Origin of the sequence: Bacillus proteolyticus, assembly GCF_001884065.1 — a bacterium.
In the GTDB taxonomy this organism is placed as follows: domain Bacteria; phylum Bacillota; class Bacilli; order Bacillales; family Bacillaceae_G; genus Bacillus_A; species Bacillus_A proteolyticus.
On sequence record NZ_MACH01000092.1, the window covers coordinates 311,221 to 334,999 of the forward strand.

At 33.1% G+C, this 23,779-nt stretch carries 28 protein-coding genes and 3 pseudogenes; 7 read left to right on the forward strand and 24 right to left on the reverse strand.

Going from position 1 to position 23,779, the window contains the following annotated elements; translation table 11 throughout:
• The first annotated feature begins 105 nt into the window (after nt 1-105).
• A pseudogene (locus tag BAQ49_RS16145) lies at nt 106-539 on the forward strand (GNAT family N-acetyltransferase).
• 56 nt (nt 540-595) lie between these two features.
• Here the strand turns inward: BAQ49_RS16145 and BAQ49_RS16150 are convergent.
• The 18 genes from BAQ49_RS16150 to BAQ49_RS16235 form a co-directional block, all read right to left on the reverse strand.
• Nucleotides 596-1,132 carry a phosphatase gene (locus tag BAQ49_RS16150; RefSeq protein WP_071746160.1) on the reverse strand — a complete coding sequence of 179 codons (537 nt, stop codon included), beginning with the start codon at nt 1,130-1,132 and terminating at the stop codon, nt 596-598.
• Between the two features lie 78 nt (nt 1,133-1,210).
• The gene (locus BAQ49_RS16155; RefSeq protein ID WP_071746161.1) at nt 1,211-2,419 is read right to left on the reverse strand and encodes a macrolide family glycosyltransferase; all 1,209 of its coding nucleotides are present in this window, start codon (nt 2,417-2,419) and stop codon (nt 1,211-1,213) included.
• Between the two features lie 84 nt (nt 2,420-2,503).
• Nucleotides 2,504-3,148 carry a formylglycine-generating enzyme family protein gene (locus BAQ49_RS16160; RefSeq protein WP_180237399.1) on the reverse strand — a complete coding sequence of 215 codons (645 nt, stop codon included), beginning with the start codon at nt 3,146-3,148 and terminating at the stop codon, nt 2,504-2,506.
• Between the two features lie 93 nt (nt 3,149-3,241).
• Entirely contained in the window at nt 3,242-3,748 is a 507-nt protein-coding gene (locus BAQ49_RS16165) for a DNA topology modulation protein (RefSeq protein ID WP_071746163.1), read from the reverse strand.
• Nucleotides 3,745-4,674, reverse strand: coding sequence for a phosphotransferase enzyme family protein (locus BAQ49_RS16170; RefSeq protein WP_071746280.1), 930 nt, complete (start codon nt 4,672-4,674; stop codon nt 3,745-3,747). The genes BAQ49_RS16165 and BAQ49_RS16170 overlap by 4 nt, the downstream gene beginning before the upstream one ends.
• A gap of 26 nt (nt 4,675-4,700) precedes the next feature.
• On the reverse strand, nt 4,701-5,087 hold the full coding sequence (locus BAQ49_RS16175; RefSeq protein ID WP_071746164.1) for a ribosomal maturation YjgA family protein: 387 nt from the start codon (nt 5,085-5,087) through the stop codon (nt 4,701-4,703).
• Nucleotides 5,088-5,179: 92 nt separating this feature from the next.
• A complete protein-coding gene (locus BAQ49_RS16180; protein ID WP_071746165.1) occupies nt 5,180-5,533 on the reverse strand; it encodes an MmcQ/YjbR family DNA-binding protein in 354 nt (117 codons plus the stop codon).
• Between the two features lie 15 nt (nt 5,534-5,548).
• Nucleotides 5,549-5,953 (reverse strand): GNAT family N-acetyltransferase, encoded by a 405-nt coding sequence (locus BAQ49_RS16185; protein WP_071746166.1) that lies wholly within the window; start codon nt 5,951-5,953, stop codon nt 5,549-5,551.
• A 35-nt stretch (nt 5,954-5,988) separates the two neighbouring features.
• Nucleotides 5,989-6,405, reverse strand: coding sequence for a GNAT family N-acetyltransferase (locus BAQ49_RS16190; RefSeq protein ID WP_071746167.1), 417 nt, complete (start codon nt 6,403-6,405; stop codon nt 5,989-5,991).
• Between the two features lie 34 nt (nt 6,406-6,439).
• Nucleotides 6,440-6,811, reverse strand: a complete 372-nt coding sequence (locus BAQ49_RS16195) for a hypothetical protein (RefSeq protein ID WP_071746168.1) — start codon at nt 6,809-6,811, stop codon at nt 6,440-6,442.
• Nucleotides 6,808-7,584, reverse strand: a complete 777-nt coding sequence (locus tag BAQ49_RS16200) for a serine hydrolase (RefSeq protein WP_071746169.1) — start codon at nt 7,582-7,584, stop codon at nt 6,808-6,810. Before BAQ49_RS16200 ends, BAQ49_RS16195 begins: the two co-directional genes overlap by 4 nt.
• Before the next feature lie 158 nt (nt 7,585-7,742).
• The gene (locus tag BAQ49_RS16205; protein ID WP_071746170.1) at nt 7,743-8,255 is read right to left on the reverse strand and encodes a GNAT family N-acetyltransferase; all 513 of its coding nucleotides are present in this window, start codon (nt 8,253-8,255) and stop codon (nt 7,743-7,745) included.
• Nucleotides 8,256-8,329: 74 nt separating this feature from the next.
• A complete protein-coding gene (locus tag BAQ49_RS16210; RefSeq protein WP_071746171.1) occupies nt 8,330-9,337 on the reverse strand; it encodes an HAAS signaling domain-containing protein in 1,008 nt (335 codons plus the stop codon).
• Entirely contained in the window at nt 9,324-9,671 is a 348-nt protein-coding gene (locus tag BAQ49_RS16215; RefSeq protein ID WP_071746172.1) for a PadR family transcriptional regulator, read from the reverse strand. Before BAQ49_RS16215 ends, BAQ49_RS16210 begins: the two co-directional genes overlap by 14 nt.
• Nucleotides 9,672-9,841: 170 nt before the next feature.
• Nucleotides 9,842-10,174, reverse strand: coding sequence for a DUF952 domain-containing protein (locus BAQ49_RS16220; RefSeq protein WP_071746173.1), 333 nt, complete (start codon nt 10,172-10,174; stop codon nt 9,842-9,844).
• Between the two features lie 76 nt (nt 10,175-10,250).
• On the reverse strand, nt 10,251-12,320 hold the full coding sequence (locus BAQ49_RS16225) for a HelD family protein (RefSeq protein WP_071746174.1): 2,070 nt from the start codon (nt 12,318-12,320) through the stop codon (nt 10,251-10,253).
• A gap of 228 nt (nt 12,321-12,548) precedes the next feature.
• Nucleotides 12,549-13,535 carry an LLM class flavin-dependent oxidoreductase gene (locus BAQ49_RS16230; protein WP_071746175.1) on the reverse strand — a complete coding sequence of 329 codons (987 nt, stop codon included), beginning with the start codon at nt 13,533-13,535 and terminating at the stop codon, nt 12,549-12,551.
• Nucleotides 13,536-13,617: 82 nt separating this feature from the next.
• On the reverse strand, nt 13,618-13,905 hold the full coding sequence (locus tag BAQ49_RS16235; RefSeq protein WP_071746176.1) for a hypothetical protein: 288 nt from the start codon (nt 13,903-13,905) through the stop codon (nt 13,618-13,620).
• A gap of 280 nt (nt 13,906-14,185) precedes the next feature.
• Here BAQ49_RS16235 and BAQ49_RS33590 point away from each other — a divergent pair.
• Nucleotides 14,186-14,429 (forward strand): annotated as a pseudogene (locus BAQ49_RS33590) (IS4 family transposase); the annotation flags it as partial.
• Nucleotides 14,430-14,486: 57 nt separating this feature from the next.
• Here the strand turns inward: BAQ49_RS33590 and BAQ49_RS16240 are convergent.
• From BAQ49_RS16240 to recQ, 3 genes are all read right to left on the reverse strand, one after another.
• Complete coding sequence (locus BAQ49_RS16240; RefSeq protein ID WP_071746177.1) at nt 14,487-15,224, reverse strand: class I SAM-dependent methyltransferase; 738 nt, start codon at nt 15,222-15,224, stop codon at nt 14,487-14,489.
• Between the two features lie 233 nt (nt 15,225-15,457).
• Nucleotides 15,458-15,838: a gamma-glutamylcyclotransferase family protein gene (locus BAQ49_RS16245; RefSeq protein WP_071746178.1), complete on the reverse strand. Its 381-nt coding sequence runs from the start codon at nt 15,836-15,838 to the stop codon at nt 15,458-15,460.
• A gap of 25 nt (nt 15,839-15,863) precedes the next feature.
• Nucleotides 15,864-17,981, reverse strand: coding sequence for a DNA helicase RecQ (recQ, locus tag BAQ49_RS16250; protein WP_071746179.1), 2,118 nt, complete (start codon nt 17,979-17,981; stop codon nt 15,864-15,866).
• A gap of 233 nt (nt 17,982-18,214) precedes the next feature.
• On the opposite strand from recQ, the gene BAQ49_RS33000 reads away from it, so the two are divergent.
• The 4 genes from BAQ49_RS33000 to BAQ49_RS16265 all read left to right on the forward strand — a co-directional run bounded on the left by BAQ49_RS33000 (nt 18,215) and on the right by BAQ49_RS16265 (nt 20,763).
• Nucleotides 18,215-18,376 carry a hypothetical protein gene (locus BAQ49_RS33000; protein WP_083596212.1) on the forward strand — a complete coding sequence of 54 codons (162 nt, stop codon included), beginning with the start codon at nt 18,215-18,217 and terminating at the stop codon, nt 18,374-18,376.
• A gap of 687 nt (nt 18,377-19,063) precedes the next feature.
• Nucleotides 19,064-19,687 (forward strand): acetylglutamate kinase, encoded by a 624-nt coding sequence (locus tag BAQ49_RS16255; protein WP_071746180.1) that lies wholly within the window; start codon nt 19,064-19,066, stop codon nt 19,685-19,687.
• A gap of 129 nt (nt 19,688-19,816) precedes the next feature.
• Complete coding sequence (locus BAQ49_RS16260; RefSeq protein ID WP_071746181.1) at nt 19,817-20,173, forward strand: cytoplasmic protein; 357 nt, start codon at nt 19,817-19,819, stop codon at nt 20,171-20,173.
• Nucleotides 20,174-20,310: 137 nt separating this feature from the next.
• Complete coding sequence (locus BAQ49_RS16265; protein WP_071746182.1) at nt 20,311-20,763, forward strand: hypothetical protein; 453 nt, start codon at nt 20,311-20,313, stop codon at nt 20,761-20,763.
• A gap of 53 nt (nt 20,764-20,816) precedes the next feature.
• Here the strand turns inward: BAQ49_RS16265 and BAQ49_RS33595 are convergent, their stop codons facing one another.
• The gene (locus BAQ49_RS33595) at nt 20,817-21,002 is read right to left on the reverse strand and encodes a hypothetical protein (protein ID WP_071746183.1); all 186 of its coding nucleotides are present in this window, start codon (nt 21,000-21,002) and stop codon (nt 20,817-20,819) included.
• Between the two features lie 127 nt (nt 21,003-21,129).
• Nucleotides 21,130-21,579, reverse strand: a complete 450-nt coding sequence (locus BAQ49_RS16275; protein WP_071746184.1) for a DUF6884 domain-containing protein — start codon at nt 21,577-21,579, stop codon at nt 21,130-21,132.
• 320 nt (nt 21,580-21,899) lie between these two features.
• On the opposite strand from BAQ49_RS16275, the gene BAQ49_RS16280 reads away from it, so the two are divergent.
• Nucleotides 21,900-22,082, forward strand: coding sequence for a DUF4017 family protein (locus BAQ49_RS16280; protein ID WP_071746185.1), 183 nt, complete (start codon nt 21,900-21,902; stop codon nt 22,080-22,082).
• Nucleotides 22,083-22,117: 35 nt separating this feature from the next.
• On the opposite strand, the pseudogene BAQ49_RS16285 reads toward BAQ49_RS16280, so the two are convergent.
• Nucleotides 22,118-23,765, reverse strand: a pseudogene (locus tag BAQ49_RS16285) (M3 family oligoendopeptidase).
• Nucleotides 23,766-23,779: the final 14 nt, after the last annotated feature.

Here is a 23,779-nt window from a genome sequence, read left to right on the forward strand (position 1 = left end):
TCATTTTAAAGGCTGACTTTTTCAAGTCAGTTTTTTCTTTTATAGCATTACAGTATGATATACTATGAAAACACATTCATATCACACTAGAAAGGGCTGAACAATTTGCAATCCAAACTCATAACAGAACTTACAGATTTAGAAACTGCCTTTCACATTCGAAAAGAAGTTTTTGTAAAAGACAAGGTGTCCCACTTGAAGATGAATTCGATAAATTTGATGAAATCGGTGAGAAATGTAAACATATTTTAGTTTATTATAACGAGCTTCCTGTAGGAACTGGTCGTATACGATTCGTTGACGGAATGGGTAAACTAGAACGAATTTGTATTTTAAAAGACTTCCGCAAATACGGATTAGGCAAAGTAATAATCAAAGCACTAGAAGAGATTGCGCGTAATAAAGAAGCAAACAAAGTTAAACTACACGGTCAAACACAAGCTGAAGGGTTTTATGAAAAATTAGGCTATCATACCTCTTCAGATATATTTATGGAAGATGGCATTCCGCATATACTTATGATTAAAGAATTGTCGTAATAAAAAGGGTATTATATGAATCTGCATTATGGATTCATATAATACCCTTCTGTAGCCTATTCTAATTCTTCTATTTCATAAAACTTATCATATTCTTCTCTGTATTGAAATTTTAATTTTTTTATTAAACTTGTATCTACTGAAATAATATCAATTACATCTGAATTTATATATAACAAATAAGTACCATTATAAAAACAAATATATGCCTGCTGGCCACCATTTACTATATACTTGCAATACTTATATACTTCATCTTTATGTAAACCTTTTATCGTAGTAAAAATTACTGTACTTTCAAGACCATCTTCTGTTATTTTTGTTTCTTCCCAATTTTTAATTTCAACAAACTTCCCTATTCTTGTTTTTTCATAAGTTCTCTTACTTTTATCGTACGCTATATAACCTGAAATAAATGAAACATCGATTCTATCATTTTCTATAAATATTCCACTCAATATTTCTCGTAATAGTTTCAGATTATTTTCAATCAATTCTGTACCAAACCTAATTCTGTAATTTGTTTGTACTTGGAAAAATGGTGTTTCTCTCATATCCTCAAAATTCACTTTTAGTGCCTTCATTCTTTCCACATAATTACCTCAATTCATATAACAGAAAAACCCCTATATTAGGCAATATAGACACTGTTCTCAAATATAACTTTAAGTTTAATATTCCATTTCATGCCGACCTGTAAATTTTAAAATTTCATCAACTGCTTGCTTATAACCACCTGTTTTCCGGAAAGATTCCTTCATATTCAACGCAGCTTCTTTAAATGATGATTTTCTTAATACAAGATCCACACTTTCACGTAGTTGACTCTCAGTTAACCCTTGCATTTGCAATGTAACTCCCGCTCCGAGATCCTCAACTTGCTTTGCAATTACTGGCTGATCCGCACTTTGCGGAATGACAATTAATGGAACATCGTAATAGAGGCCTTCATGGGTACTATTCATACCGCCGTGTGTGATAAATAATTTTGTGTATTTAAGTACTTCCGTTTGTGGAACGTAATTTTTCACAATAAAGTTTTTCGGAATATCTACTAAATCACTTATTTGCGTTTTACTACCAATAGACATAACAATAGTATGATCAGTGTTCTCAAATGCTTTAAAACAAAGCTTATAGAAAGTAATGGCCTCGTTAAAAACAGTACCTAGTGAAATATAAATTGGGCTCTTTCCTTCGATTGCAGTAAAATCGAAGTTTTCTTTTATTAATTGTGTAGAGATAGATGGTCCTACAAATTTATACGTTTCATCAAAAGTTTCTCCAAAAGGTTGGAACTCCCTAGTTGTATAAACAATTGTAAGTGGTGCAGGATTACAGAAAATTTCATAAGGTGATTTAATTTCAACACCATATTTTTCTTTAATTCCTATTGTTAAGTTTTGATAATCATTTTTTATTTTTTCAATAGATTCCTCTGGGATATTTTCCGAAAGATGTTCTAACATTCTTATAAACGATTTTTCATCCTGTGCAAAAGATGTACATGAATTAATTGCTGGGAGCTTAAGAATTTGAGCAATTAAATGGCCCGAGCCAAACATAGAATCGTGAATGATGTAATCAAAATGTTCTCCTTCAATTTGTTCAAGAACACTCGGTATAATAACATTTGCTGTATGTAAAAGACCATTTATTCTTTCTGGTAAATAATTTCGGCCACCGGAAAGAAAAGCTTTTATAAACTTTTGGTCGTCAATTGTTCGTACAATCGCACCTGCTTTTTCAATACGCTCCCTGAAAGCTTCTATTGAAAAATAAACTACCTCTTCCCCGCGTGAAATAAGTTCTTCTACAACTTTAATTGTTGGATTAATATGACCTTCTGATCCAGCATTAATGAATAAAATACGTGCCACTTTAAACACTCCTTAAATTAAATGATTTCCATGTAGTCATTAGGAGTACGGGCACTTCCTATACTCCTATCTCTTATTCTCCTTCTAAATGGACCTAGCGAGCCTAAACCCAAGATCATCTATACGAAATGTAGGATGGCTACGGCGGCGACAAGTAGCACCGCACCCTCTCGCTTCCTCAGCCCAGCTACCGCCTCGGAAAATTCGGTACGATCCATACACCTTTTCATCATACAAATCATAACACCACTCCCAAACGTTCCCTAACATATCATATAATCCCCATGCATTCGGTTCTTTTTTACCGACCTCATGAATATGTTCATCTGAGTTTTCACTATACCAAGCAATCTCTTTAAGCTCTCCATATATGTATCCAGTAGTTCCTGCCTTACACGCATATTGCCACTCTGCTTCAGAAGGTAATCGGTAGCCGTTTGAATCTAAATTACAACTAACCGTTTGACCGCCATCACTAATAGAATAATACTCTTTTAATCCCGCTTTTTTTGAAAGTAAATTACAAAACGCAATCGCAGCATTCCAAGAAATATTAACAACGGGTTTATGATTATCTTTATAATCATTTGCTGTACTATTCGCAATAGCATAATATGTTTCCATCGTTACAGCATACTTTGCAAGAAGAAATGGTTTCATTTGAACTTGCCATTCTTTTTTTATTCGATCATCTCTTAATACTATCTCTCCTGCCGGGATTTTTACCATATAAGAATCAATCGAGCGAATGATTTCATTCAATATTATCCCTCCAATTCAAAATAGAATATAATTTAATTCTTTTAATGCACTAATTTATACTTACTGCACTTCCTTTAAGAATCGTTGAACCTCATTTGGGGTTTTTAAAATAATAACTCTTTTATCCTTTTTTAATTGATCTAGTCTTGTTATAATTGCAGGTCTTTTCGACTTAGGATATTCCCATATCCATTTAAAAAATTGCAAGTCAAACCTCTCTTCACATCCAGCGCCCATATCTGGCCTTGCTTTATTCCGATATTGCACAATTCTTTTAAAAGCACGATAAACACATATCGTCCTATGAATATCCAGAAAAACGATTGTATCCGCTGCATTAATTCTTATATCCATCGTCCCCCCATAATTCCCATCAATAATCCACTTTTCTTCTTTAATTAAGTTATTTTGAACTGTTCTTTGTTCTTCCCTCGGAACACCTACCCAATTCGGTTTCCAAAACAATGCATCAAGATGATGCACCTTTATACTTAGTTTATTTCCTAACTGCTTTGCTAATGTAGATTTTCCTGAACCACCAGAACCAATTAATATGATTTTTTTCATATGAGTACGATTCTTTCTATAGATTCCTCAATATCTTCCTTATTAGCAAAAATCCATAAAAACATCTCTTCATTTAACTTTAGTAAATCTTTTAACTGAACAAAATAAGTAATAAATATAACTTGAATTGAAAGCATTACATACCAAATTGATTGTAGCTCTTCTCTCGTTAAAATGTTTTGCTTATAATATCCTTTAAAAATTTCACTTACAATTTGTAACCATTTCCCTCTTAATGTTTCATCACTAAATATCTCACTTAAAATACTTGTACAGCAATAGCATAAATCGAATACTCTAACGTTTTCTTCTAGAAGCTCAAAGTCGATAAACCCTTGAAAATCACTTTCTTTAAAGATTACATTTGATAAGTGCATATCGCGATGAATAATTTGTTTCGGTAATGAGTGAACCGTTTCCTTGAAAGCTGTATGTATTTGACCCATTTTTTGAATTACATTCCGATGAATATGCTTATTCTTTACTAAATTCGGTAAAGCCCATTCGTATACCACTTTATATAACTCTCTTTTTATTAACTCGTTAGCACTATTCACTGAATTTAGTTCGTGATGTAAATTAGCTATTTCCTCTCCAATTTTGCTTCCTAGCACTTTTAGCTTTTCTGTATCTTTTATTTCTAGTACACTTCCGGTAACATATTCGTACAAACAATAATTCTTCTCTTTATAAAATACGTACCTTTCATCATTTCTCGTTTTTACTAATTTTTGTACTTTAACTCCTTTTTCATGAAGCTGTTCTAATACATTTAGTTCAACTAAAAACTGTTTTATCGATCCCTTTTCCTTTAAAATATACGCTTTTTTATTACAATGAATCTTCGTTACGTTAGGTTGAATTTCAGTAGCTGTGACATCTTTATCTTGAAACCAAAACTTTGCAATTTCCAGTGCATGCTCCATATACAAATCACCCTTTTTTAAATCTCTTATTTTTTCCGTAACATAAACTCGCAAAGCACTCCTACTCCTACACCAATTGTATAAGCAACTAAATCACTCCACAAAAATCCGTATCCCAATACGAGTCCACCTAAAGTCGTTGCACGAATATTATCAATCCAAGGTACATGGTACAGTTGGCTAATTTCAATCCCGTAGCAAAATATCAAACTAATAAAAGCTAATTTCTTCGTTGCTATTTTAGGAAACAAAAATCCGAATCCAGCGAAAATCATTAATGCCCATAATGCATCACCTAAGTAATCATTTAATAGATCAGGTAATGCAAAAGCAAACTTTCTTGAACTAAGACCTAAAATAATAACAATGATAGTAAACACCGCATATAGCAATCTATGTCGTTTCGTATTCATTTCAAAATCTCCTAATATATAATGTAAAACTATAAATAGCTAGTAAAATATAATCATTTTACTAGCTATTTATGTCCGACTTCACTTTGTATTTAATCCAATAACTCTTGCTGCTTTTTCTTTGAAAATGATTGTAGTACCAAATCATACGACCAATCGATCATTTTATTAATTTGCTCCTGTTCTACTCCCTTATGTATATACACTGTATTCCAATGTTTTTTATTCATATGATACCCTGGAATTATTGTGTCTGGATAATCTTCTCTTATTCGTAAAGCGAGCTCTGGATCACATTTTAATGTAATCGTAGATTTTTCACCTTCTTCATGGTTTACAATTGCAAATATTTTATTATTAAGTCTCATACATGTTGCACTCCAGCCATCCGGAGAATCCTCTGTCGCTTTTCTTTTTGATAAACAATATGCTCTCGTTGCATTCATTCTAAATGGCACCTCTTATTCTTTCACTATTTGATCACGATGCATCACAATTTGCTTCGTCGCTTTAAATTGCTGTTCACCATAAAACTTTATGAGTTTCTCTCCGCAAAATAGACTAACAATATCAATATGAGATATCTCTTCCAGTAACATTGTAAGCATATTCTCTCCAATACCTTTATTTCTTACACTTTCATGTACGACAACATCTTCTATGTACGCTCGAAAAACACCGTCTGAAACGACTCTAGCAAATCCAATTAATTCATTTTCTTCCCATACTCCAATTGCTATGCTATTCTTTAACATTTTTTCAATATCGATTTCTTTTCTTTCTGGCCACCAATCGACAGAATCGTAAAGCTTCTTTATTTTCTCTGCACAGATTGGTCGTTCATGTTGTAATTTATACGTGTACATATTCTTTCCCCCACTATCTAGTATACATAATGTTATTATAATCTCTTTTCTAAAAAGTGTTGACTATGCCCTTTCGGGTGATCTTCAACGACACCATATTCTCGGTAGCCGTGCTTTTTATAAAATTCCGGTGCTTGGAAACTAAATGAATCTAGTAATATGAGTCTACATCCTTTTTCCTTCGCAATATCTTCGATTTTATGTATCAGTTGACTTCCATAACCATCATGACGAACGGATTCATCAACCCATAAAAAATCGATATGAAGATGATAAAAATACATCGTTCCTGTTACACCGCCAAAGATTTTCCCTTCCTCATCTTTCACTACAAGGCTTACTTGTTCCATCGGCTGTTTTACTTCATCTGTTAAGATGGACATATTATATTGAATGACTTTATTTTTAATGTATTCTCCTTCGTTACGAGTACCATTCTCTATGTGTTTCATATATATTTCTTCCTTTCAACTTAGTAAATTGCATCTAATTTTTATTTCGTCTTTTTAAAATACTAATGAATACAAATCCACCATATGTAACAAAACACGAAAAACCAATTATCCCAGGAACAGAAACATAGCCTGTTCGTACATAACTTATAACTGCAAAACTAGTAATTAACATTAAAATAGATGGCCAAAATATAAGAGACGTTTTTCTTCGTCTCTGTTTCGATGTACGTTCTTTCTCTTCAGAAACACGTGTACCAAAAAGCAATACAACACAAATAAGAATCGCTGCAAAGTAAATAGTATCTAATGACAATGTACGATCATATAACGCGATGCCAACTTCCAAAGCTATAATTGTTACAATTAAAATGATAATCGTTGAAGTCTTTAAGTTTCGTTTCAATCGCTCACTCCTAGCATGCTTTCACTATATGCTTTGTATATGTATTTCAAAGCTGTTGTAACGGTTTCATCAACCTCTTTATTATGAAATCGATTAGGTAAATCTTTACCTCCAATTACATAAAGAAACGGAAATTCATGAAACATTCCTATTATACCAATATTTATTGTAGCCGTGGGTAATCCACCGGTCATATGTGCTAGATGATAATAAGGTATACCTTCATACTCTCCTTGTTGTCTTACCATTCCACTTATAATTGGTTCCCATAATTCGGGTGCGGATTTATATCCTTGGAAAATATGTAATAAAAGCGAAAGAACTTGTTTTAATTCTCCAATATTTTTCTCATCTTTAGGGTTTTCCTGTATATGAATCTTGGAAAATTTCGTTGAAACATATTCTCTGATAGTATCCCATCCTCCGCAGTGCATAACAATTGACTGAGCGATATAGCTGTCGTGACAAGCTATCATCACTTCTACTGCTTTACTAAGTGTTAAAGTACTTCTTCCTTGTAGATGCGGATATAACTGTGCACTATCTTCATGTGGATGAAATTTAATATGATGAAGTATATCATTCCAATTACGTTTATTTCCCTTCACCATTTGTGCTGCTACAAATCCAATTACTACTTTTGCTGCCGATGCTAAAGGAATATATATTTCACTATTATATGAAGCAACTATACGTTCGTTTTTTGTAGAATAAATAGTTACTCCTACATGACCCGCTTGTATCTCTTTCATTTTTTGAATGACAGTTTCCATTTCCATTCCTCTTTTCACATCGTTATATCACCTTCTAATAATTCAATATGGAATATAAAAAACCTTTTTTGACAAGTTATATTTGTTATGACAATTAGAAAAAGGTAGCAAGAATTACTCTACGCTACCTAAAACCATATATTTTCCCCGAAAAACTTCTATTCTTCTATAGGATTTTCAGGACCATCAAACTCCAATTGATAAAAGGCTAAGTCTAGCCATTTATTAAATTTGTAACCAGCTTTTTTTATTGTCCCTGCATGAACAAATCCATAGTCTTCATGTAAGGCAATACTCTTTTCATTTTCTGCGTCAATTCCAGCGATTAAGGTCATATATTCTCTTTCTTTAGCAATTGCGATTAATGCTTTCATTAAAGAAGTCCCAATCCCATTTTTTCTATAATCTTTATGAACATACACAGAATGTTCAACTGAATATTTATAAGCAGGCCACGCCCTAAATGGACCGAATGTCGCAAATCCTACTACTTTATTATCTAGTTCGTATACGAAAATTGGATAGCCATCAGCCTTTTTTTGTTCATACCAATCCATTCTATTTTCAAGGGTTACAGGTTTATACGCATATACAGCTGTTGTATAAAGTATTGCATCATTATAAATTTCTAAAATAAATGTTACATCTTTTTTCATTGCTTCCCTTATCATTGTTTTCTTCCTTTCATAGTGATTATCTTCTTTAACTATCCTTTTATCACTTTTATCTTACAGAAATTTCAGACTCATTTCCATATACGAATTCTAGCTTTTCGGAAACCATCAAATATATTTATTACAGCAGACAGTATATAAATGAAAATTCCACCGCCGATTAACCATGTTTTAAATTCCTCTGGAGAAATAGTAAATGCATTTGCCACATACGTAATGAATCCTTCGTTAAATAAATGCGGATTTACTACAATTACAATGAATATGATTGTTCCGACTACTTGAAGAATCGCATTCCCAATTGCCAATCTTTGCGTCCATTGTCCTTGGACTAACTTATAAAGAGATATACCGATTTCGAAAACGATCATTATTACAACGATCGGCCAGTACTGAAGTAAAACATCTTGATTAAAAGTTGGCGCGACAAACTTCAGTCCATTTGCCGTACCATTATATACACCTACAAGATGATTCGCATAAAAGTAAAGTGTAGCCCATATTGCCGTCCACATTAAACCTCCAAAAACTTCAAACTTTGAGATCGCCTTTTTCTTCGGGATATACGAAATCTTTTTCAAATCATCTGGCGTCCATTTTTTTAAACTTGTTGTTAATGGGTGTGGATCCTTTTCTTTATCAGTTCTTTCTATAACAGCAAATACAAGTGTCAACCAGAAAAATACATGGAGGCCTACTTCGACAATTTCCCCAATACCTTTACCTATCAATTGTAAAATAACATTTAATACCGCTTGATCACCACTATAGCCTATAAAATTTTCTGCAACCATCGAAATGAGTGCAATAACAGCTGCAATTGGTATAATCATTTTTAATAACGTCGTATATACATCAAAATAACGTGGTCCAATTAAATGCATCGGTCTATCCAAATACCCATTAGCCAAAGAAACTGGACTTCCCAACTTTTCGAGTGCGCTCTTTACATCTTCCTCATTATAATCGTCAGGTAACATATCCTCTATCGTTGACCGTAGTTCAAGTGTAATATCTTCACGATTTTTTTCAGGTAATCTCTTCGCAACTTCATGGACGTACATATCAATCAAACTCATTCTCGTCCTCCTCCTTCAATAGGTTATAAAGTTCTTTCGAATCCTTTATCCATTCCTTTTTCAACTGCAGAAATATCTCTAATCCATATTCACTTAAAACATAATACTTTCGAGGTCTACTCTCCGTTTTATCCCAACTACTCGTCACTAGTTCTTGCTTTTCTAATCGGCGAAGTAGTGGATATAAAGTACTTTGATCAATTATAATCCCCGATTTCTCCAATAATTGGACCAGTGAATATCCATACTGCGGCGTTCTTAATTGGCTTAAAACCGCTAATGTTAATGTCCCTCTTCTTAGCTCAGTAATTAACGAATTTAATAAAGCATCCATTTATTCACCTCATTTCTATTACTATATGTCATACAGTATATGTTTTATACTATGTATCGTACAGTATTAGTGTGACAAAAACAATGATTATTTACTAAAAAAATACATAATTAAAAGCACAAACTATATTATTTGTGCTTTTCTAGCCAACTTAAATAACTATAACACGCTTAACTTTGTATCTCTGGTAATATAAACTCTCCTTTTTCTTTAGAAAATGGGACAACCTCTACAATCGCCTCAACATTGATTACTCCATATACATGCGGGTATTCTTTACCGTTTGAAGCAAGTTCATATTTTATTTCTGCTTTTACAAGAGATGGATCTATTGTAAGTAATAAAACATCTTTTTCATGATTGAAATGTTTTTGAGCAACCTTTAAAGCTTGTTCAAATAATGAACAATGAATAAATCCCTCTTCTATAAGTGATTCTTCATTAATTTCTCCAGTTGTTTTTGCGATTTCCCAATTTCTTTTTGTTATTACTTTTGTAATCATTATCATTTCTCCTATATATTTTTATAAAAAAATAAAAGGGCTTTTCTATTCATTACTAGAAAAGCCTCTTGAATTTTTATCTCTTAATTAACGGAGATACTTCCCCGCTATGGAAAATCCATAAATCATGAAGCGATCTCGTACATCCGACATACAATAATTTCGCATCATGTTTTGTATTTTTGTAATGTTCCTCATCAACGTCGATTAGAAGTACTGCATCAAATTCTAAGCCTTTTGCTAAATATACAGGTACTACCGAAATACCACCTTCGTATTTACTTTGATCTGCTTCAATCACGTTAACAGTTAGTCCTGCATTTGTTAACTTCTCATATATAACACGGCATTCATCGTCTGTTCTTCCAATTACCGCGATTGTTTTCACATCTTCATTTTGCAAGTGCTGTAAAGTCTTCATAATGTCAGTGAATTGATCTTCTGTATGGATTACCTTAACATCTTCACCGCTACGAAAAACGGGTGTTGCCAGTCCCACTGGAATCTCTGCATTTTTAATTATTTCATTCGCGAATTCAATAATTTCTTTTGTAGAACGATAACTTCTCGTCAGTTCATAATAACCTGTTTCTTGGAATACTTCCTTAAAAGCACCCCAGTCTTCAATTCCTTGATAATCATAAATCGCTTGAGATAAATCACCTAATATAGTGAAAGAATTACCTAGTGTAATTTCTTTTAATACATAAACTTGGAAAGGAGAAAAATCTTGCGCTTCATCAATAACGACGTGATGAAACTTCTGTCCGATTTCAATTCCTGTTATACGATGATGTATGTAAATTAAAGCTGGTAAGTCTTCTACATACACTTCTTTTTTACGAGAATTCTTTTCTGTTTCTTGAACAAGCTCTTCAGGTAATACTTCGAGTATTTCTTTACTCTTCAACATTGAACTATACAGTGAAAGTGGGCTCATTTTCGGCCAAAAATTCATATATGTGTTCAATCTCTTTGTCGCTTCTTTTTTTAGTAACTTTTTCTCGTTTGTTTCTCCAAACTTTTTAAGTTCAATTTCAATCCAGCGCTTCATACGGCCGACTAAACGTTCTCTTCTTTTCTTTAATGGATAATGTTTATATTCAACTTGCATCCATTTTTTAACGTCTTCCACTGGAATAACTGCTTTATCCCACGCCTCAAAATCTTTTGTCGGTAATAAATCTTTTTCAAATTGAACCATTCTCTCTTCAATAAACGACTTAAATTCCAGTGTGCCTTTCAATTTACCGAGCATAACCTTTTTTTCATCACGATTAATTGAAAAAGCTTCTTTCAATTTTTCTTCTGTCTGCTTTAGTTTCACCGAACCATCTAACGTACGTAATGCCCAATCTGGAAACGTTGTTTGACTAATATTGCCTACACCTAATTCAGGAAGTACACTCGAAATATAGTCTAAAAACAAACTGTTTGGAGCGAATACAATCATTCTCTCCGCCTCTAGTTGTTCACGGTATTCATAAATTAAAAAAGCAAGACGATGTAAAGCAATCGTTGTTTTTCCGCTTCCCGCAACCCCCTGAATTAATAATGGTAAGTTTCTTTCCGCACGAATAATATCATTTTGCTCCGATTGTATAGTCGAAACGATATCTTTCAATTTATTATCTTTATTCTCACCTAATCGATATAGAAGAAAATCATCAGCATGCGATACATCTTCATTTCCTTTCACATATGTATCGACAACACGTTCAAGCTCTCTTTTTCGAATGGAAATATTTCTTTTTAAATAAACATCGCCTTCTACTAACCCGTCTGGTGAATGATAAAACGCTAATTCTTCTCCACCGGTAAATGAATAAAACATACTTGCGACAGGTGCTCGCCAATCAATAACCATCGGTTTCATCGTATCTTTATCTGAAACACCTACTTTACCGATGTAAATCGGCATAACATCTTCTTTGCCATCCTCCTGGAAGTCTAATCTTCCAAAATACGGCTCTTGCACACCAATACGTAAGTTTTGTCTATTAGACTCCCTCATACTTTCAAGAATTTGCTCTTTAAAATCTTCTCCATAATAAACCGGGATTTTTTCAAGCTGCTCTAATTGCTCATCCATCGTACATAAAATATCTTTCATTTTCTGTAATTCTTCTTCAAATATGTTACTCATTTGATGATTCCCTCCTGTCCGTTCCAATTTTTTCAGTCGAGATATAATTCTATAAAAAACACAATCATAAAGTCAATAGTTTAAGTGAGAATTTTCCGAAATAAAGAAAGGCATAAAAAACCCTGCCCATTTCTCTAAGATTTTGAAGTATCCTCAAAGGAAATTTTTTCTCTATATTTATTTATGAGAATTACATTCATTTTTTTGTTTTGGGGAACAATCAATTTTTCACTTACATGCAGGAATTACATACTTACCAAATAAATCTAAAGATGAAAGTACTTTATGATGTTCTAATCCACCAAAATTCATTACTGCCATAAAATTCGTAACACCTATTTCACTGTAGGACTGAATTTGTTTAATAACTTCATCAGGACTTCCTATTACTGGGTTGAATTTACATTTAAGGTCTTCATATGAAATATTCGTCCCACGCGGAGTATTCATAAATAATTGATAAGGACCTTTTGCATTGGATTCAGCCTCTGCATATGCTTCACCGACATGGACATGAAATGCAACAGGAATTTCCAGCTCTTCTGGATTACCGTGTCCTGACTTTAGATACGTATTCTTGTAAGTATCAATCAGCTTTGCTAATTCATCTCGTGATTTACTAAACCCAAGCCCCATGAAATTGTTTCCCATACTAGCAACATGACTAACACCTGTTTCACTAGAGGTTGCAATCCAATGAGGCGGAAACGGAGCTTGTATGGGCTGAACATTAAGTTTAAGGTCTTTGTATTGATAAAAGTTCCCTTGATGAGAAAAAATTTTGCCTGACCATACCTTACGTAGCACTTCTAGAGACTCGTTAAAACGCTCGGTTTTGTCCCCCAATGAAATATTATAGCCATCAAATTCCTTCTGTGCATATCCACTACCTAGCCCTAAATCTAATCTTCCGTTTGATAAAAGATCAACCATCGCATAATCTTCAGCAACTCGTATAGGGTTGTGTAATGGTAGTACTGAAACACCCACACCGAGGCGAATTCTATTCGTTCTTTGAGATACCGCAGCGAGCAGAACTGCTGGCGAAGGATTAATACCAAAATCTGAGAAGTGATGTTCTGCAAACCATACCCCATCAAAATTCACTTCTTCAGCCCGAACGGCTTGCTCTAATACCTCATTATAGAATTGTCTAGGTGTTCGGGATAATCGATTGGGGTAATTATCAAATATAGTTAATGTACTAAATTTCATTTAATATCGCTCCTGATACTTTATATTCATTTCTATATTTCATAGATCTTTTACATATAATCTAAATGGTATTATTAATATTCTAGTTATCCGAATCATTCCACTGACGGCTTATTTCTAGCCCATAATCCATATCGTAAACTTCTTTTATAGCTTTAACTTTTTCAAGACTTTCATCGCTAAACACAGGTTTATTTTCAAAAGAATGTAGAACGATTCTTTCAAGAAGAACGCCTAGTGAAATATCATGATACTCTGCCATCGCTTTCAGAACCTTCACCATTCTTTTTTCCATTCTAATTCCAGTTTGTACACGTTCAACTTTAATTTTTTGATTCTTTCCATTTACTTGTTCATTATTTTGTTTCATAATTCCACATCCTTACCGTGAAAAAACAATATTTTGTTACCTTGATAACAATGTATCATTATAACACCGATGTATATTTTGTCAATTGTGTCATTTTATTATTGGTTAAACATAATAGGTTCTCGCCCTATTACTATTATCAAGATAATGTAAATTTGTATCCATATAACGAAAAAACGCTATTCTTTTTATAGGAATATATAAAAAGAATAGCGTTTTTAATATGAATTTATCGATTTCTGATGAACTAAAATTAGTTTCTAAAGAATCGCGATGATATATATCACCTAATACTTTGGAATGATTTGATTCATTTAACAATCAAGTGAATAAGGTACACAAGAACTAGTAGCCCTATGTGTTTGATTACGCAAACACATAGCACATACTTCATTAACTCAACCTTGTAGTCGATTAGAAGCAAACACTGATACTTCTATGAATCCAGACGCACTCAACCAACGATGTATACCAACTATTTTCGTTGCATTTACTTATTAGATTCTACAAATTTGAAATTCCCCTCACATAAACTTAGCTTGATGTGTATGAGGGATAATCCCCACCTTTTCTTTATTTCTTTATTTCTTTTTTACTTTTATACGATAAGATAAGCACTCATGTAGTGAAGCTTGCTCTTTATATCGCAATTTTTCAAAATCAAATGCTCCGCCTGGGAAGAATCCTACAATACTTAAACCTGCTTTAGCACATAAATCACTAATCTCTTTTACTGTATAACAACGTAAAGACTGTGTCACAATCTCATTAGGTTGATTAGGATTCCACCAATGATCTAACATTCTTTCATTTATACTATCATATTCATATTTTCGCATAGCCGAACTTAATGACATTTCGTGTCCACTAACCTTTTTCCAATACAAAGGTTGATAAATATCAATAAGTGCACATCCATCATCCTTCATCCAATCTTTAATCCGTTTTAGTAGAAACAATTGCTCATTATTTGTTCCTACACCAAATCCATCTAAATAACTAACCACCTCAAATTTTTCCTCAAAGTTAATTTGATAAAAATCTCCACAATGAATGGCAATATCACTACTAGAATGTTCTTTTGCAAAGGAAACCAGCTCTGATACAAGTTCAACAGTTGTCATTCTCACATGTAACTTAGACATTGCTCGTGCAAATCCACCATTCCCTGCACCAAGTTCCAACATCGTTTGAAACGGATATCCAACTTGTTCTTGCACCTCTTTAGCAACCTGTTCTATCCAGCTTTCTGTATTTACATCATAATTCGACAGTTCAAATTGTTTTTTGTAAAATTCCTTCACATTTAATTCGTTCATTATTATTCTCCTCCTGTAATAGTTTTTTCTACTACAGGTTAGAAGCTAAATTTCTGATACCCATTAAAAATCCCCCTTATTTATCACCTACATTTCTATATTATCGAATTAAACAGAATATTCAAATGCACTTTATTCTTTATTGGTTTGAGAATTTCAACTGAAAACAAAATAAAAAGCAGATAATGAATTATTCCATTATCTGCTTACCAATTTATCCTTAGCTGCTTTTATTATATTTTTTGATACACGATCCAATCCCCAGAATCAATGATTTTCTTTAATATCTCTTTATCCTGAGCAACATACACATATGCATGTATTTCTTTATCAGCAAAATATACCGTTTGTGTAATTCGATCATATAAATCAGTCTCTGCATTACCTGTATATTCTTCAAGTTCATCTAATTTTTGTAGAACATCACTATTTACTTCATAAACTTCCCCATATACTTTTTCCTCGTTTGAACAAACCATTGCAGGATACCCTTCGTTTGTATCAAATAATTTGCCATACGTCCATGCTCCGTCTGCGATGCATGTTGCACCTCGCATATAATGAGCATTCATTTGCTCTTTTCTTAACGTGCCATACACGAAAACATGATACATATATCCCTATCCCCTTTATATGTCTCTACTTTCTTATTTGTAAATATGCACGAATCATAAAGTAACTCACTTCATTTGGAAGCTGTTCTTTAATAGATTTCAAACCACCTTCTGCATTTTGTACGGCAGTTTCAATAAGAGCTTCATACTCTGTTGGAACAAAGCTTTGCCACTCTACTTCCATACCATCTTCATGGCAACGGATTAAGTGGTTTTCAATCGTTTGTCTTGATAGACCTCTATCTTTCGCAATCTCATTTAGATCAATGCCTTGTTTATACATTTCATACGTTTCTATATGAGAATTCGCTGAAGCTTTTCCTGATTTTTTACGCTCTAAAACATCTTCTGTCTTAATTGTTTCAGCATAGTTTGGATTATCCTCAATGAAGTGCTGAACTGCTTGTAAGAAGTGAGACCCGTACTTCACAAGTTTGTGTTCTCCGATTCCTTTTACAGTTAGGAGTTCGGAGTCACTTTGTGGCATTTTTGCACACATATCTTTTAACGTTTGGTCAGAGAAAATAACAAACGGTGGTACACCTTCTCCTTGCGCAATTTCTTTACGCACTTCACGAAGCACTTCAAATAAAGGATGGTCTTGAACAATTTGTCTCGTTTCTACTCGTTCTTTGCGTAAAACATTCACTTTACCAAGTAGTGCTTCTTTCCCTTTTTCCGTTACTTTTAATGTCGGATATGTACCATGTTCAACTGCAATCAACTCGTCTGAAATTAAAAACTCAATAAACTCACTGACTTCTTTTACACTACGGTTTGATAAAAGACCATACGTTGGCAAAGTATGAAAATTAAATTCAATGACTTTCTTATTTTTCGATCCAGTTAATACTTGTGCAATCATTTGTTTTCCGAATCGTTGGTTCGTCCTGATCATACAAGATAGAACCATTTGTGATTCTCTCGTTACATCAATACTTTCACGGTCGTCCGTACAATTACCACAACGACCGCAATCTTCCTTCGGTTCTTCTCCAAAGTATTGCAAAATAAATGATTGTAAACATTGTTCTGTATGACAGTAATCGGTCATATTTTGCAATTTTTCTAGTTCATTTGAAAAACGTGATTCTCCAGTCGATTGATCAATTAAAAAGCGTTGCACTTGTACATCTTGAGAAGAATATAACAAAATACATTCACTATCTAACCCGTCACGACCAGCACGTCCCGCCTCTTGATAGTAACTTTCCATATTTTTCGGAAGTTGATAATGAATAACGTAACGAATATTCGATTTATCAATCCCCATCCCGAACGCAGATGTCGCTACCATCACACTGATTTCATCTCGTAAAAAGAGTTCTTGTTGTTCATTTCGATCGTGATCGCTCATACCTGCATGATATTTCGATACCGAAACTCCTGCTTTCCCTAGATCTTCATATAACTGATCGACTACTTTTCTTGTAGCTGCATATATAATCCCAGATTCCTTCTGATTTTGACGAATATAATCTGCTAAATACGCATTACGATCCTGTCCTTTAATTACTGAAAATGATAAGTTCTCGCGCTCGAACGTTGTCATAATTGTATTTTCTTGATTAATTTCAAGCGTGCTACATATATCATCACGTACTTGTGGTGTTGCCGTTGCCGTTAAAGCTAAAACGAGCGGTTTTTCTGGAAGATAATCTAATATGCGATGTATATGTAAATAACTTGGACGGAAATCATGACCCCACTGGGAAATACAGTGCGCCTCATCAATCGCAATCATTGGAATTTTCATATCGATAAGTTGGTCAACAAACTCCATAGAATCAAGACGCTCAGGCGCCACGTAAAGCAATTTGTAATGTCCTTGTTTCGCCAATTGAATTCGTTGATTCGCTTCTGTAATAGAAATAGAACTATTAATATATGTAGCGGAAATACCGTTTTGAATTAATGTATCTACTTGATCTTTCATAAGTGAAATCAAAGGTGATATAACTAATGTCGTTCCTTCGAATACTAGTGCGGGAATTTGATAACAAATTGACTTACCACCGCCCGTAGGCATAATACAAACCGTATCCTTCCCATCTAATACATTTTTAATTGTTTCATCTTGTCCTCTTCGGAATGACGAATAACCGAAATAAGACGCTAAAAGTTCTTGAGCTTTTGTAAACAAAAAAGAGTCACCTGCTTTTCTTTATCTTTCATCTATTCCCATTATATCATCAAACTGATTCTCGCCACTTTGAATTTTATAAGTATTTGAGTTCTATTTGCTTCCTAGGTTTTCCAACATAAAAAAAACAAATCTAGTACACAAGAAGAAAGAATTTCAAAATAAATATTCATTTAATTTACCTTCCTAGAATACTACTAATCGTATACATATGAATTTGAGGAGGTTAAATTATGAAGAGTCGTTACAATAATTCCAACAAACCTAAAGCGTCAAATAAACAACTCCAATTCTCTAATAATGATGCGTGGAAATATGAATCATTTTATAAGTATCAGCCTTTATTTTCTTATAAAAAACTATTTAATTTCCTTTCTCAACTTTTTATGCGTTAATACATGTGCCAAATATATATCATTCAAACAAATTTTCTCAACATTAAACTTATAGACTTACTACAATACAATTGTTACCATATATAATAATCTGTTAGATAAACCCCTTATGTTGACCTGCTTAAATTAGCAGGTCTTTTTATACTTACATATCGCGATATATCGTAGCCTGGTTGAAAAGTCTTTTCTCCATTTTAGAACCCTATTCCATTCTCCACAAATGATTATAATTCCCAAAAGCAAAATATAAATCCTTTACATTCATACAAGTAATTCATTTTTTTCTCAATACACAAAGTGAATTTCATTTGTTACTATGAAAATACTCCAGATGAGTTTTTGCTCATCAACATTATCTAGTTAAAGGGATCTGCCGCGGGAAGCAGATCCCTTTAACTTTATTAAAAAGTACCCTTCTCATTTGGACGCATTTACCAGGTTATTTTAAAAGAATTTTATGTTAATATTACGTAGTCGAGTCCGACATCTCGGCAATACCCTTTTGAGGCTCTGCAACTTCCCTTGCAGAGCCTCTTTTACTTTATATTCAATTTATTCATATATACCACAACATTATTCATTGAATTTCTCCATTTCAAATTCCCTGAAAATAATCTAGGACACGTAACTAAAAATAAATCTTTATCATACTTTGAGTTATACATGTTCAAAGGAGTGTTACTATTTATGTATTCTTATTGGCAATCGTATTACTCCCCCTATCATAACCCTTATGTAAACTATGATTCATCCGTACGTAACTACCGAATTAGTAAAAACGAGAATTTTTTAAAAGGGTATATGCGTTCTTTATGGGAACAACACGTCGCTTGGACGAGATTAGCTATTATAAGTATTGTATTTAATTTACCAGATGTTAATGTTACTGTTGGACGGCTTTTACAAAACGCAACACATATGGGACTATCACTTGAGCCCTTCTATGGCGAGAATGCAGTAAAGAAATATAGTGCATTAATTAAAGATCATTTAGTAATTGCAGCCGATCTTGTGAAAGCAGCAAAAGCTGGTGATCCAAACGCAGCAGCCGCTATAGAGAAGAAATGGTACGCTAATGGTGATGAAATTACTGAATTTCTTAACAGTATCAACCCATATATAGATAAAGAAGAATTCAGAAAAATGTTTTATGAACATTTAGCACTAACGAAAGCGGAAGCACTTGCCTTCCTAAATAAAGATTATGAAGCAGGAGTAAAACTTTACGATAAAATTGAAAAAGAAGCATTAGAAATGGCCGACATGATAACAAACGCAATCGTAAAACAATTTCCGCAAGTATTTCAATAAAAATAAGCCGATTTGAAAAAACAAATCGGCTTATTTAGTTTTCTATCAATGATATTTCACCACTCCTCTTTACATTTAACGTATATCGATATATTTTATTAATATCCGTTTTTTATAGGAGGAAATAGTTTGATTAACGCAATTGGTCTCGTATTTATTCTCACAAATAAGCACGAGAAAAAGAAAAAAGTTTATCTGAATGAAAAATTCGCATTAATAGACATTATTGATTCTAAAGAAGTATTTGATGATGAAGGAAACTCATTAGTAGAACTAACATGTAAATACAGTATATATTTAGACGAAAAATACTACTGTAAATCTCTCGATGATTATACTGGACAAGTATTCCCCTTCTTAAACGCTAAAATAGGAAAAGGACTTCTCAGAAACTTAAATTATTACTTTTCTTATGTTGATGCCTATGATAAAAAACCATCTGTTAAAGAAATAAGACCTCTTATGAAACAAGTAACTAACAGATAGCGGACAGTATTCAAAAAGAAAGCACCTAACTTCAGATGCTTTCTTTTTTTGAATCAGTAACTCTCTAACTTTCATCTCCTTCTAAATATATATACCCAAGCATACTTTAAAATAAAAACATTGGAGGATTAGGCTGAATGAAATATTCAGAATCAATCGTAAGTAAACGGCTCCGAAAACTTAAAACAACTGGTATGTTTTTTATACTATTTTTAATCGCATGGCTTGGATATACAAAATTCCTTTATGGAAATGGTTTTCTTTTCGAAAAGAAAACTTCAGTTGAAGTAATGAATACTAGCGTTACTGGAGAAATAGAAAAGAATTTCCATGTAAACTTACAAGGCTTTCGCAAAACGAACCTTGATACACTTATAGATGCTAGTAAAACCGATCCTAGCGAACTATCCTTAATTGAACTTATCAACACATCTTGTTCTAAAGATTGCACAGGTGAACCTTCAACTTACGTTAAGTCCAACCACGGGTATATCTTTTATACAAAATCTAATGGTACGAATGTAGCTCTAAAAATTAAAAAGCAAGATTCATGGGAAATTGAAAAGAAATCTGTTCAAAATGGAATTTAAAAGGTTCATACAAAAAAAGAGTACTTTACTTCAAAGTACTCTTTCAAAGAAAATTACCACTTACGGCATTTATCATCATCATCGTCACGTTTACGATTGCAACGGCAATCATCACAATCACAATGACGTTTACGATTGCAACGACAATCATCACATTCTCTGCGTCTACATCTTCCAAACATTAAATCATCCCAAAATCTATTACAATCTCTGCGTCTACACCGACAATTATTACACATGAATATGATTCCCCCTAATATAAAATAGAATTCATCATATTCTATGTTTAAAAGGGTAAAAAGGCTTGTTTAATAGTCTATTTAAAGTGTATAAATGTGATGTAATTTGAATCAAGTACTAATATGACTATATTTCCTGCTGCCCTTCCACAGCACCCTTCAACCTCTGCAACATATACCCAATCCCTCTACATCCTTCTAACGGATATGTAATGATTTCTTCTGGATATAGCTTCGTCACAACTTTTTTATGCTTCTTCCCTGCAAGTAATACTATTTCATCAAACTGAAGTAAGCCTTTATCAATCATCTGTTGTTTTAATTGTTCTATGTTAATAATCTCATTACTCTTTGAGTCAAATGCAAGATCATAGTTTTCCTTTACAATATCATTTGGTCTTAAAAAACCATGCTTTGCAGATAATATAACCCAATTCTCGAAAAACTCAGTTGCATACGCCTGACATGCTTTTCCGAATGGACTAATATATACGTCTTTTGCCTCTGCCTCTCTGTGATCTGGGTACTTATCCCAAATTTTCTTCTTTCCACATGGAATTATGCATAACCTTTTCATCGTTATTTCTTACCTCGCTTCTAACTTTCTTATGAAATATAAAATTTTTCAGTACATTTTTTTAAAGAATACTATATAATAATCTCGAAAGATAAAATTACATTATTTCCTATATTTGGTTGAGTTTACTTTAGAGCAGTTGATTAAGCATTTATATTATTACATAAAAACACCGTACTAAAGTTACTTTCATGAAGCATGCATACACCCCATCCTTTAGTGTGTTTGTGAAGATTTCGTAAAATTAAGTACAATAAATCTTCTAACCACTATTCAATAGTACAATATATAAATATAGTATAACAAGGAGGTGAATACGTATGAAAAATATACTCCCAGCATTATTAGCTTATATTATCGTTTGTATCATCGCGATTATCCTTCCAGCATCTGACGGCTATAATACTATAGGTTGGAAATTCTTTGTTGGGCAAGCGTACGCAATACCTATTTTCATTATTACTGCTATTATTACATTTTATATAAACAAGAAAAAGTCTTAAGAATAAACGGTTATAAGGATAGCTAAACGCTATCCTTATTTTAATTCATTAATCAGTTCCAAAATAGCCCTGGCAGTACTTTCTATCCTTTCTTCCGAAAAGTCAAACGTAACACCTGTATTTTCATATATTACTTGTATAGGTAAATTCCAATCTGAACTAGCTCCCTCTTTAAAGAAAGCAATCGCTTTTTCTGGATCTTCCCGGTAAATTTGAAACAATTGCATTGCTCCTATTTGCGAAATTGCATATTCAATTTTATAAAAAGGAAACTGGACAAAGTGAAATGACTCTAACCAGATTGCACCGATTTCATTCTCTAATCCTGCAATATTAACTGATGAGTGTTGATACCTTTTACATAGTTCAACATATTTCTTATCACGTTCTTCTGGTGTATGGTTTGGATTTGCATAGATCCAGTGCTGGAATACATCTCCTGCAATTGATGACATTAATAAAGACAAAGCACGATACAATTGTACGCGCTGCACTTCTTTATATTCATCCTCTTGCTTATAAAAAACAGTAAGCTTATCCATTACTAGCAACTCAAGACTGATGGAATAAAGCTCAGCTACCTCTTCACGAAGATATCTTTCCTGCATGCTACTATCATTGTTAAATTGTTTATAAAAATGAAATGCATGCCCCATTTCATGTACTAGTGCATTAATTGCATAAAATGAAGGACTAAAGTTAGAATACACAAAAACCTCTTTACTATGAGGTAAGGTAAAACAAGCAGCTCCTTGTGCTTTATTTTCACGTTCTTCTACGTCAATGAATCCTGCTTTCCTTATATGGCTAAATTCCTCATAAAAATATAAGTCTGTCTTCTGAAACATTTCTTCCACCCCATCCAATAAATCAATGGGATTTTCAAATGGCGTTTTTTGTAAATTACAAACAGCAAGATCCCAAGGGCGATACGTTTTTACACCGAGATTACTTTTAGAAAGATTCCCTAACTGTTTCCAAATTGGTACAACATACTTCTCTATAGATTCATGAAGCTTATAACACTCTTCAATTCTATAATCTCTGTTTTTTTGTTTGAAAGCATATTCACTATAATTATTAAATCCTGCATTTAAAGCTATCTCATTCCGCAATTGTACGAGATTATTCATAATACAATCTATTTCTATTTTCACTACACTTCTTGCTTCACATAAAGCATACCAAGCTTTTTTTGCGAATAGCTCTATTTCTGTTATCTAGCTTTGCTTTTATGTATGCATACGTCTTTTGCTCGCCTTCCCAATTAATAAATATGTTAGACATTATTTCTCTATATTTCGTAATAAGCTCTTGCTCTTTAATGGAAAGAGAAATGTTCTTTTCATTAAACATTTTACTCTTCACCAATCGTGCTTTTTTCATAAATCCGTATTTCTGCTCCTCTAATAAGTCGGAAAACGGGCACTCTCTAAATTTCTGGTCAAATTTTGCAGTGTAGCTTTTTAAAAGTGGTTGAATTGTATTTTGATTATACATATGTAAATTACGTTTATCTCTGTCATTTGTATCTCTATACGTGGCGATTAAACTACTTGTTATCTCCTCTTCTACTTCAGCGTTTACACGTAGTTCCTCTAAAAGCCAACGCTCTAATTCTGAAACAGAAGTAATTTTCCGCTCTAAAAGTGACTGTAATTTATTTTCCAAATCATTAAACATACACAATCCTACCG

Coding starts and splice junctions, on each gene's coding strand:
- BAQ49_RS16160 (WP_180237399.1), bottom strand. CDS start 3,148: ATGGTAAAAATCCCGGCAGGAGAGATAGTATTAAGAGATGATCGAATA.
- BAQ49_RS16165 (WP_071746163.1), bottom strand. CDS start 3,748: ATGAAAAAAATCATATTAATTGGTTCTGGTGGTTCAGGAAAATCTACA.
- BAQ49_RS16170 (WP_071746280.1), bottom strand. CDS start 4,674: ATGGAGCATGCACTGGAAATTGCAAAGTTTTGGTTTCAAGATAAAGAT.
- BAQ49_RS16175 (WP_071746164.1), bottom strand. CDS start 5,087: ATGAATACGAAACGACATAGATTGCTATATGCGGTGTTTACTATCATT.
- BAQ49_RS16180 (WP_071746165.1), bottom strand. CDS start 5,533: ATGAATGCAACGAGAGCATATTGTTTATCAAAAAGAAAAGCGACAGAG.
- BAQ49_RS16185 (WP_071746166.1), bottom strand. CDS start 5,953: ATGTACACGTATAAATTACAACATGAACGACCAATCTGTGCAGAGAAA.
- BAQ49_RS16190 (WP_071746167.1), bottom strand. CDS start 6,405: ATGAAACACATAGAGAATGGTACTCGTAACGAAGGAGAATACATTAAA.
- BAQ49_RS16200 (WP_071746169.1), bottom strand. CDS start 7,584: ATGGAAACTGTCATTCAAAAAATGAAAGAGATACAAGCGGGTCATGTA.
- BAQ49_RS16205 (WP_071746170.1), bottom strand. CDS start 8,255: ATGATAAGGGAAGCAATGAAAAAAGATGTAACATTTATTTTAGAAATT.
- BAQ49_RS16210 (WP_071746171.1), bottom strand. CDS start 9,337: ATGAGTTTGATTGATATGTACGTCCATGAAGTTGCGAAGAGATTACCT.
- BAQ49_RS16215 (WP_071746172.1), bottom strand. CDS start 9,671: ATGGATGCTTTATTAAATTCGTTAATTACTGAGCTAAGAAGAGGGACA.
- BAQ49_RS16220 (WP_071746173.1), bottom strand. CDS start 10,174: ATGATTACAAAAGTAATAACAAAAAGAAATTGGGAAATCGCAAAAACA.
- BAQ49_RS16225 (WP_071746174.1), bottom strand. CDS start 12,320: ATGAGTAACATATTTGAAGAAGAATTACAGAAAATGAAAGATATTTTA.
- BAQ49_RS16230 (WP_071746175.1), bottom strand. CDS start 13,535: ATGAAATTTAGTACATTAACTATATTTGATAATTACCCCAATCGATTA.
- BAQ49_RS16235 (WP_071746176.1), bottom strand. CDS start 13,905: ATGAAACAAAATAATGAACAAGTAAATGGAAAGAATCAAAAAATTAAA.
- BAQ49_RS16240 (WP_071746177.1), bottom strand. CDS start 15,224: ATGAACGAATTAAATGTGAAGGAATTTTACAAAAAACAATTTGAACTG.
- BAQ49_RS16245 (WP_071746178.1), bottom strand. CDS start 15,838: ATGTATCATGTTTTCGTGTATGGCACGTTAAGAAAAGAGCAAATGAAT.
- BAQ49_RS33000 (WP_083596212.1), top strand. CDS start 18,215: ATGAAGAGTCGTTACAATAATTCCAACAAACCTAAAGCGTCAAATAAA.
- BAQ49_RS16255 (WP_071746180.1), top strand. CDS start 19,064: ATGTATTCTTATTGGCAATCGTATTACTCCCCCTATCATAACCCTTAT.
- BAQ49_RS16265 (WP_071746182.1), top strand. CDS start 20,311: ATGAAATATTCAGAATCAATCGTAAGTAAACGGCTCCGAAAACTTAAA.
- BAQ49_RS33595 (WP_071746183.1), bottom strand. CDS start 21,002: ATGTGTAATAATTGTCGGTGTAGACGCAGAGATTGTAATAGATTTTGG.
- BAQ49_RS16275 (WP_071746184.1), bottom strand. CDS start 21,579: ATGAAAAGGTTATGCATAATTCCATGTGGAAAGAAGAAAATTTGGGAT.
- BAQ49_RS16280 (WP_071746185.1), top strand. CDS start 21,900: ATGAAAAATATACTCCCAGCATTATTAGCTTATATTATCGTTTGTATC.